At 65.2% G+C, this 7,056-nt stretch carries 12 protein-coding genes and 1 pseudogene; 7 read left to right on the top strand and 6 right to left on the bottom strand.

All coding sequences use genetic code 11. The features are described from left to right. From HPY83_19575 to HPY83_19555, 5 genes and pseudogenes are all read right to left on the bottom strand, one after another. Positions 1–595, bottom strand: a pseudogene (locus tag HPY83_19575) (site-specific DNA-methyltransferase). A gap of 79 nt (positions 596–674) precedes the next feature. Next, complete coding sequence (locus HPY83_19570; protein ID NPV10147.1) at positions 675–1,004, bottom strand: hypothetical protein; 330 nt, start codon at positions 1,002–1,004, stop codon at positions 675–677. 44 nt (positions 1,005–1,048) lie between these two features. Further along, positions 1,049–1,243, bottom strand: a complete 195-nt coding sequence (locus tag HPY83_19565) for a hypothetical protein (GenBank protein ID NPV10146.1) — start codon at positions 1,241–1,243, stop codon at positions 1,049–1,051. A gap of 370 nt (positions 1,244–1,613) precedes the next feature. Next, positions 1,614–1,934, bottom strand: a complete 321-nt coding sequence (locus HPY83_19560) for a hypothetical protein (protein NPV10145.1) — start codon at positions 1,932–1,934, stop codon at positions 1,614–1,616. Further along, positions 1,918–2,457 (bottom strand): transglycosylase SLT domain-containing protein, encoded by a 540-nt coding sequence (locus HPY83_19555; GenBank protein ID NPV10144.1) that lies wholly within the window; start codon positions 2,455–2,457, stop codon positions 1,918–1,920. The genes HPY83_19560 and HPY83_19555 overlap by 17 nt, the downstream gene beginning before the upstream one ends. A 282-nt stretch (positions 2,458–2,739) precedes the next feature. Here HPY83_19555 and HPY83_19550 point away from each other — a divergent pair, with 282 nt between their 5' ends. The 7 genes from HPY83_19550 to HPY83_19520 all read left to right on the top strand — a co-directional run bounded on the left by HPY83_19550 (position 2,740) and on the right by HPY83_19520 (position 5,747). Continuing rightward, the gene (locus HPY83_19550; protein NPV10143.1) at positions 2,740–3,156 is read left to right on the top strand and encodes a MarR family transcriptional regulator; all 417 of its coding nucleotides are present in this window, start codon (positions 2,740–2,742) and stop codon (positions 3,154–3,156) included. A 5-nt stretch (positions 3,157–3,161) separates the two neighbouring features. Beyond that, positions 3,162–3,335: a hypothetical protein gene (locus HPY83_19545; GenBank protein NPV10142.1), complete on the top strand. Its 174-nt coding sequence runs from the start codon at positions 3,162–3,164 to the stop codon at positions 3,333–3,335. Between the two features lie 30 nt (positions 3,336–3,365). Next, positions 3,366–3,578 (top strand): hypothetical protein, encoded by a 213-nt coding sequence (locus HPY83_19540; protein NPV10141.1) that lies wholly within the window; start codon positions 3,366–3,368, stop codon positions 3,576–3,578. A 66-nt stretch (positions 3,579–3,644) separates the two neighbouring features. Beyond that, positions 3,645–3,962, top strand: coding sequence for a hypothetical protein (locus HPY83_19535; GenBank protein ID NPV10140.1), 318 nt, complete (start codon positions 3,645–3,647; stop codon positions 3,960–3,962). After that, complete coding sequence (locus tag HPY83_19530; protein NPV10139.1) at positions 3,925–4,077, top strand: hypothetical protein; 153 nt, start codon at positions 3,925–3,927, stop codon at positions 4,075–4,077. The genes HPY83_19535 and HPY83_19530 overlap by 38 nt, the downstream gene beginning before the upstream one ends. Positions 4,078–4,187: 110 nt before the next feature. Next, positions 4,188–4,736 (top strand): hypothetical protein, encoded by a 549-nt coding sequence (locus HPY83_19525; protein ID NPV10138.1) that lies wholly within the window; start codon positions 4,188–4,190, stop codon positions 4,734–4,736. Between the two features lie 327 nt (positions 4,737–5,063). Then, positions 5,064–5,747: a hypothetical protein gene (locus tag HPY83_19520; protein NPV10137.1), complete on the top strand. Its 684-nt coding sequence runs from the start codon at positions 5,064–5,066 to the stop codon at positions 5,745–5,747. A gap of 428 nt (positions 5,748–6,175) precedes the next feature. Here HPY83_19520 and HPY83_19515 read toward each other — a convergent pair whose 3' ends face one another. After that, on the bottom strand, positions 6,176–6,757 hold the full coding sequence (locus tag HPY83_19515; GenBank protein ID NPV10136.1) for a hypothetical protein: 582 nt from the start codon (positions 6,755–6,757) through the stop codon (positions 6,176–6,178). Positions 6,758–7,056 lie beyond the last annotated feature (299 nt).

Below are 7,056 nucleotides of genomic sequence, written 5' to 3'. Positions count from 1 at the left end.
TACTCGACATGGAAGGTGCCAGGGCCATCTTCCGTCCGACCGTAAAAGAAGATCACGTCATGCATGCGCTGGAAGGCTTTGGTTGGGCTGGGCCTCCGCCGGTAGCTCCAGATGATCTCGTTCCGAAAGCATTGAGGGCCAAATACCGCATCCAGGAGCAACTTGATGTAGTGGCTCGCCGTCGGATCGCAGTGCAGGTAGAGGCTGCCGGCTGGCTTCAGCACACGGTGCATCTCAACGAGCCTGGGAGCCATCATCACGAGGTAGGCCATCATATCATTCTCGCCTAAGAACCTACGAAGGGCTGAAGCAGGTCGGCGAGCTTCCTCGGGCCGCGGGTAACCACCTCATTGTAGCTGGCCTCGGCATTGTAAGTGGCTCCTGGCCTATCGCCGACCCAGTGCCATGTATCCTCGAAGGCCGTGATCTGCGCGGGCGACGCCTCGCCGCTTGCTTCGGCGAAAATCACGTTGTAGCTAGCGTTGGAGTTCCAGGGCGGGTCGAGGTAGATGAGGTCCACGCTCTCGTCCGGGATGTGCTTGCGCAGGACCTCCAGGTTGTCGCCGAAGTAGAGCTGGTTCTTCCAACCGTCCATCGGGCTCGCCTCACCTGCACTGCGTGGTAGCGAGCCCTAGGTTAGCCTTCCCTTCTCCCGATTCCTTCCGAAGTGGCCGTCAGCACAGCGGCCACGAAGTGGCTGTCACTGACGGCCCTGGCGCTCCCGGCGTGCCCGTGTAGGCGGTGACCTCCTCGACGGCGCGCTCGTAGGTGTAGCCCGACTCCTGAAGCTTTCGGGCACCCTCCCTGGCAATCCGCTCCAGGGCAAGGCGTGCCCTCTCCGGCATCTCGTCTCCCTTGCCCTGGCGAATGTATTCGGCGGCCAACTGACCGACGCCGGAGGCGTCGGCCCTGCCACCGGCACTCCGTACCGGCGGCGCCGGCCGTAGGCCGGTGCCACCCTTTCGGTGGCAGCGAAGGTCGGGATCAAGGTCGGGCATCCTCATGGTTCCGCCTCGCTTCGCTCGGTGAATTCCGGTATGGGCCTATCTTACCCGGCATCGGCGCCCTCGTCCACCGGGACCCGGAGTGCGGTGCGGTCGAGAGCATCCAGGTGCTGGCTGAGTGCCGTTACTGCGTCATTGAGCATGCCCACGGCCTGCTGGAGGGTAGCCAGCTGCTCCTCCATCCTGGCCTGAGCTACCGAGGCCCGGTGCCAGGCCATCGCAGCAAGACCCGCCGCCACACAGCCTGCAGGGCCAGCAGCAGGGCGAGTATGCTCATGATGAGGGTGGCCACGACCATCCTGATCACCTCTGTAAGGACGAAGGTAGGGCTTTCACCACGCTACGGGCGAAGCCCTACTGTCTTAGAAGGTCCACCCGCCTCGGAGAATCCCGCGGGTCTTACCGGTGCGCAGGTCGTGCTCTACGCCTACCTGCAGCGTCCCGTCACCCACCCGCCGGGTGTATCCGAGCTGGAGGGTGCCTGGGAGGGTCAGCGAGAGGCGGAAGCCGGGCTCTGCGCTTTTGGGACCTCTCCCAGTTTAACCTCGCCCAGCTTCGCCTCGATCAGCTCCTGGGCCCACTTCTCCACCGGCCCGAACGCCGCCGCAATCACCTTTTCAGGGAGTTCTCCGACATGTGGCGCTTGAAGTAGGACAGCGCCACCTGCATGGCGTGCTCCGCTTCACTCAGGGTGAGCTTGTTATCCTTCGTGTTCTCCTTGAGGGCGTCCACGAACACTTGCTTGGCGTACAGAACGGCATCCCTGGCCACCTTGTCGGCCTCCACCAGGGCGGCCAGGAGCGCCTGCTCGGCGGCGGTCTCGCCCTCCAAGTCCCGTACCTTCTTGCGCAGGAAGGCAAACGCCACACCGGGCCCGGCCGCCACCACCAGGGCCAGCAGCGCCAGCACCCTCTCAAGTAACGCCGTCATCTCTGGCGTGATCTGCAGCCTTCTCACCTCCAGCGGCCACGGAGTGGCCGTCACCCACTTTCTTCGCGAAAGCGTCCCGGTAAGCCAGTACCTTCTGGACGTAGCGCTGTGTCGTCAGTGGCAGGTGCGGCTCCACCTTGTCGTAGTCCCACCCGTGCTCGTTCACCAGGGCTCTGACCCTACCTGGACCGCAGTTGTAGCTCGCCAGGGCGAGCTTCACGTCGCCCTTGCACGCCACCAGCATCCGCCGCAGGTAGTCGGCGCCTATCCTGAGGTTGGTGTCCACGTCGAATAAGACCTTGGGATCGCGGATGCCGTAATCTCTTGCAGCCGTTGAGCTCAAGATCTGCGTCAGCCCATAGCTCCCATAGCCAGGCGGCCCGGGCTCCTTCCTGAAGGCCTTCGGATCGAAGCGGCTCTCCTGGGCCACGACAACCTTGAGGAGCAACCAGTCGATGCCGGCAGTCCTGGCAGCCCGCTTGATGTGCTCGTCGTATCGGTCGTGGTTGCGTGGCAGGACCATGAAGGACAAACACCTCGCCGCAGGATGACCTACAAGGGCAGGAACAGGGCCAAGGGAGTTCTCCTACTGGCGGACCACAATCGCTTGTCTACGGCCAAAAGAAGGGCCTTAGAGGCCGTCTACGTGCTTCTGGTCGGCCGGGCTACCCTCGGTAGGCTTCACCGAAGGTGGAGCCAGTAGGCGTCCTAGCACCCGGTCCAGTAGGCCTCCAGCGCTGTGGCGAGACAGGGTCTGATGTAACTCCTTGACGGCCTCCTCGCCGTCAGCCTCGACCCGCGGACGATGGCCTGGGTCCTACAGGATGCGAGCGCGGAGGAGGTACGGCAGCGGAAGGAGAGCCGCGAGCTGCTGGAGGCTCTGCGCAAGCACGGGCCGATGTGGCCGCGGGACCTGGCGTCCCTCCTTGGCCTGCGGCAGGATGCGGTGCGCCAGCGCCTGCACCGCCTAGCCGAGCGTGGGTTGGTGCGACAGCTCGACAACGGGAAGTACGTGGTGGCCGGGCCCGACCCCGATGGGTCGGACACCGGCCGTGGACCGCATGGCGATCTGAAAAAGTGTCACGCCTGTCACGGTGTCACATCCGTCACGATGGTCATGTTTGTCACGGAGGTCACTCCTCACCGCTCGTGGGCACTGCGTTCGCCGGCGCAGCACAGGCACAGGCCGCGTCGGATGGGCTTTCCGGGCGTGACGGCATGACGGGCGTGACGACCGTGACAGGTGTGACACTTTTCAGCGAGTATCCAGCAGCTTTCATCGGGACTGTGGGTGCCCCGCCTGTCGTGGGTGGTGAGGTCATCCGGTTCCCTCGCGCCCTCGTGGAGGGTGACCCTCTTGACGCCGTCCTGTACGACCCGGACATCGCCGCCGCGATGTAGGGTAGCGTGGCACAAGGAGGATGGCACGGCGTGGGCAGCACGGTCCAGGCGGCCATCATGGACCGCTTCCAGGAGATTACAGATGATGAGTGGAAGCAGGCGGTGCTGGCCGCCCTCTCACCAGGCGGAGGGTGTTGGCCCCTGGCGCCAGGGCCATCTGAGCTTGTGCGACACGCCGTACAGCTTGCGCTCGGTCCGATGTGGCGCCAAGCCACCGTCCGCACCCGGGATCTGCTCACCTAGAGGTACTGGGCCCCGCACCCTGCGCTCGATGCGGCGGCTCGCCTGGTGCTGGCTGGTGAGTTGCGTATGCTGCTGGTACGCCCATCCGGCGCCCTCTTCGGCAGGCCAGGCCCGGTGTTCATCCTATCCGACGCCCTGGAGCATCCGGTGACCCGGCGCTACCTGGAATGGGCCTTCATCCTCTCGGGCGGCCGGCTGTCCGAGGGTGCCATCCTGGCCATGGCAGCGCCGCCGCGCTCGGTGGCGGACGCGATGTTCATCCTAGAGCCCGACATCCGCCAGGTTCTCGGTGAGATGGCTGCAGACTTCTGGGAGCAAATGGCCGCGTGTGGGAGGAGGACGCGCCGTGGCAAGCCATCGACGACGGTTGCGGCTGCGCGGTAGCCTGCGTCAGGCCCGCAGGCTGCCTCCCTGCTGGCCTCGCAAGGCCCTCGATGCCGTGGTCGACCGCCTCATCGAGGAGGACCGGGACATCCTGGAGGCCCTGGGCAAGCTGTGAGTCTAACGCGCCGCCGCTAGGGCTGGATGGTCATCCCGCCAAGGAGGCGACGCCGGTTGGGTCGAACCTTTTGGTCCGCGACTGGAAGACCCTCCAAGGAGAGTGAGAGCATGGGCCGGATCATACAAGTGGCGAGCGTCATCGCGTGCATAGTCATGGCGTCGCAGGCACTGGCCTTCGCATCGGCTGATGACGATTGGGCACAGCGGGTAGCAGAGCTGCTGGACGCGTGGTTATCGGATATCCCGGAATCCTACACTCCGTCCATTGACCTCGTTCGAGTTGGCATGCACTCCCGAATGAGCGCATTGGGATTCAGGTACCGACTCCATGAGGCATTGCGGCCCGGCGGTGACCAACCAACCGAAGAGCGAGCCTTTCGCCTTGCCCTGTTGGAACCTTATGCGCGAATGCTGCTCTTGCGGCTGTACGGTTTGGTGGACAGTACGCGTACTTGGAGTGCCAACCACAACGACGACGTGGTGCCGCGCGGCTTTGAAGACTTGGTCACGGCAGCCAACGAGATGGCAGCCCTCCACAACGCTGTGCGCGCCTATCGCCGCGCTGACTCGATTCGGGCCCATGCGTCGACAGAGACCGAGGATGAGCTGTCCGCCCTATGGGAAGCCATCGGCGACCTCTATACCCGGGTTCGCTAGCTGGCGACGGGTCCTAGCCGCGCAGGCAGATGAGTAGGAACCTCCAGGGCACCCTGCGCCGTGCCCGCCAGCTGCCTCCCTGCTGCTGGCCGACCAAGGTCTTGAACGCGGTGATCTAGTACTTCATCGAGGAGAACAAGGACATCCTGGACGCCCTTGCCGACCTCTGAGGCTTTGCCGCGCCCAGGCAGGGTAATTGGTTCTAGGACCGAACATGTGCTCCACTCGGGTTTCACTGACGCCCTCCGGGCGGCAGGACCGACGCCTCCGGCGTCGGTCAGCGAAGCTGGAACCACCCCGTCCGTGGCGGTGGAGCACATGGCGACCATGCAGCGACGCGGAGAGCACTCGTGGCGAGTCGGAGTCTACGATCTTGGACCTGACGGCCAGCGCAGGCGCCGATGGATCGCCTTCGAGGCTGCCAGTGAAGAGGAGGCCCGGCGGAAGACCCAGGCCATCCTCTCAGGTGCCTCGCCGGACACCACGTTGGCCCACTACCTCGAGTACACCTGGCTTCCGCACGTGCGGGCGGTAACGGAGGCCACCACAACGGGCTCCTACGAGAAGGTGGTCCGCAACCGCATCCTGCCCTACCTGGGCCACCTGGAGCTTGCCGCCGTCACCCGGGTCGACGTGCAGCGGTGGCTCGACACCATGACCCCTCTAGCTCGCATTTCGCACCCCTTCCTCAGGGGTAAATGGTCATTCATTCACCGTGCCTCCGGGCACTCCTGCTCGATGGCAAGAATTACCTCGGATCGCCAGCAGGGACCTCCCATGATTTGGCATACCTTCCCTCCCAGCAAGCCGGCTGGGGGCAAAGGCAGTGGGCGTGGCAGACCTGCGGGCCAGGGAGCCATGCCAGGCACTAGTGGATCCACGAGTGGATCCATTGGATGCATGAATCCCAGAGCGGTGGCAGGAGTTGCAACATCTGGCTGTGATGCGCTTCGCCACATGGCCACAAAGCCCGTCATGTCAACCTGGGAATATGTACCAGGCGTTGTGTAACGGCAGCACGGGAGACTTTGGATCTCCTAGTCCTGGTTCGAATCCAGGCGCCCCAGCCAAGTTGTTTCTAGAGGTCGCGGGATTAGGGAGTCCCCGAAAGGCTTCAAGGGACTCCTCCAGTCAGGCAAAGCCCCCTCGGTGGGCGGTGCGGGCTACCTCGATGGTGCTGGCCTTCCCATGAACGACATCGCGGGGCGGTCCGCGATCCGAGTCTCTCGCGCGCGTGGTTCGGGTGCAGGTGCCCCGTCCGAGTTGGCCGCTTCTGCGGGGGTCCAGAGGTGCCGGGTCTGAAACGAGGCGGCGGGAGCAGCGTTCGCAGGTGTCGCCAGCCTATACGACATGCAAGCCGTGTGAGGGGCTCCTGAGGGGGCCACCGACCCAGGCGGTGCGGCCCCGGGGCAACCCGGGGCCGCCGTCGCGGTGCCGCTTCAGTGACCCTGGGCCGGCGCCCCAGGCGGGCCCTGGCGCATGACCTTCACCTCGGCGGGCAGAGCAGACCACGACACCGAGCCCTGAGCGACGATGCGGGCCGGGTCGAGCAGCGGGTGGTTGAGCACCTGCCCTGCCACCCCGAAGGTGCCCTCGGGGCCGAAATCCTTGGAGGGCGTGGTACCCGGGCCTGCGGGAGATCCGACGACGATGCGCATCACCATCCCGTACATCTCATGGGGAGCGCACCAGATGTCATACACGCCCGGAACCGTAAAGGTGTAACGCCACTCGCCGCCCACGGGAAGCACCGGCGACGAGAAGGGCTCGACGCCGTCGGGCACCCGCTGCGGTTTGCCCTGGCGCGGGTGGTAGGCCGTGACCGTATGATGGGGCGACAACGCCTTGAAGACCACCGTGTCGCCCGGCTGGATGTACAGACCCACGGGTTCGAAGTAAAACTCCGGAATGGGCTGCCCCGGCACCGGCTGGATGAGCAGCCTTACCTCGTGAACCTGAGCCCTGGCGGCCGGCGGGGCCCCTCCAGCAACAAGCGCCGCAGACAACAGGAGCCATGCCATCGCCAGGGCGAGCGCGCTCGCGGGCCGAAATCCTCTCAAGGCGGTTACCTCCTTTTGATGGGGCCGGTTGATGGGGCCGGGGACGAAGATGGCGGACGATTCCTCGTACTACCTTCGGCCTTCCGCCCTCTCGGGTCACGCACACGGCCGACCGGCGGGCGACTGCCGGAGAGGGCGCCCCCTGCGGTTCGGGCTGCGGGCCAGCCAGGGCGCGGGTGGCCGCCTAACGGACCATCGCCAGGGCACCGCTACCGGAACTGCCGGCTGAGCTGGACCGGTGGATGGCAGCGTGGCAGGAC

It is taken from the genome of Anaerolineae bacterium, from assembly GCA_013178015.1.
Taxonomy (GTDB): Bacteria; Chloroflexota; Anaerolineae; order DRVO01; family DRVO01; genus Ch71.
Note: the sequence above shows the minus strand (reverse complement) of the source record. Positions and strands in the feature narration are given on the sequence as shown.

What these genes read in the sequence shown, in the direction of transcription:
- HPY83_19570 (NPV10147.1), bottom strand. Translation starts at nt 1,004, where the DNA reads ATGAGGATGCCCGACCTTGATCCCGACCTTCGCTGCCACCGAAAGGGT.
- HPY83_19560 (NPV10145.1), bottom strand. Translation starts at nt 1,934, where the DNA reads ATGACGGCGTTACTTGAGAGGGTGCTGGCGCTGCTGGCCCTGGTGGTG.
- HPY83_19555 (NPV10144.1), bottom strand. Translation starts at nt 2,457, where the DNA reads ATGGTCCTGCCACGCAACCACGACCGATACGACGAGCACATCAAGCGG.
- HPY83_19550 (NPV10143.1), top strand. Translation starts at nt 2,740, where the DNA reads ATGGCCTGGGTCCTACAGGATGCGAGCGCGGAGGAGGTACGGCAGCGG.
- HPY83_19535 (NPV10140.1), top strand. Translation starts at nt 3,645, where the DNA reads ATGCTGCTGGTACGCCCATCCGGCGCCCTCTTCGGCAGGCCAGGCCCG.
- HPY83_19525 (NPV10138.1), top strand. Translation starts at nt 4,188, where the DNA reads ATGGGCCGGATCATACAAGTGGCGAGCGTCATCGCGTGCATAGTCATG.
- HPY83_19520 (NPV10137.1), top strand. Translation starts at nt 5,064, where the DNA reads ATGCAGCGACGCGGAGAGCACTCGTGGCGAGTCGGAGTCTACGATCTT.
- HPY83_19515 (NPV10136.1), bottom strand. Translation starts at nt 6,757, where the DNA reads ATGGCATGGCTCCTGTTGTCTGCGGCGCTTGTTGCTGGAGGGGCCCCG.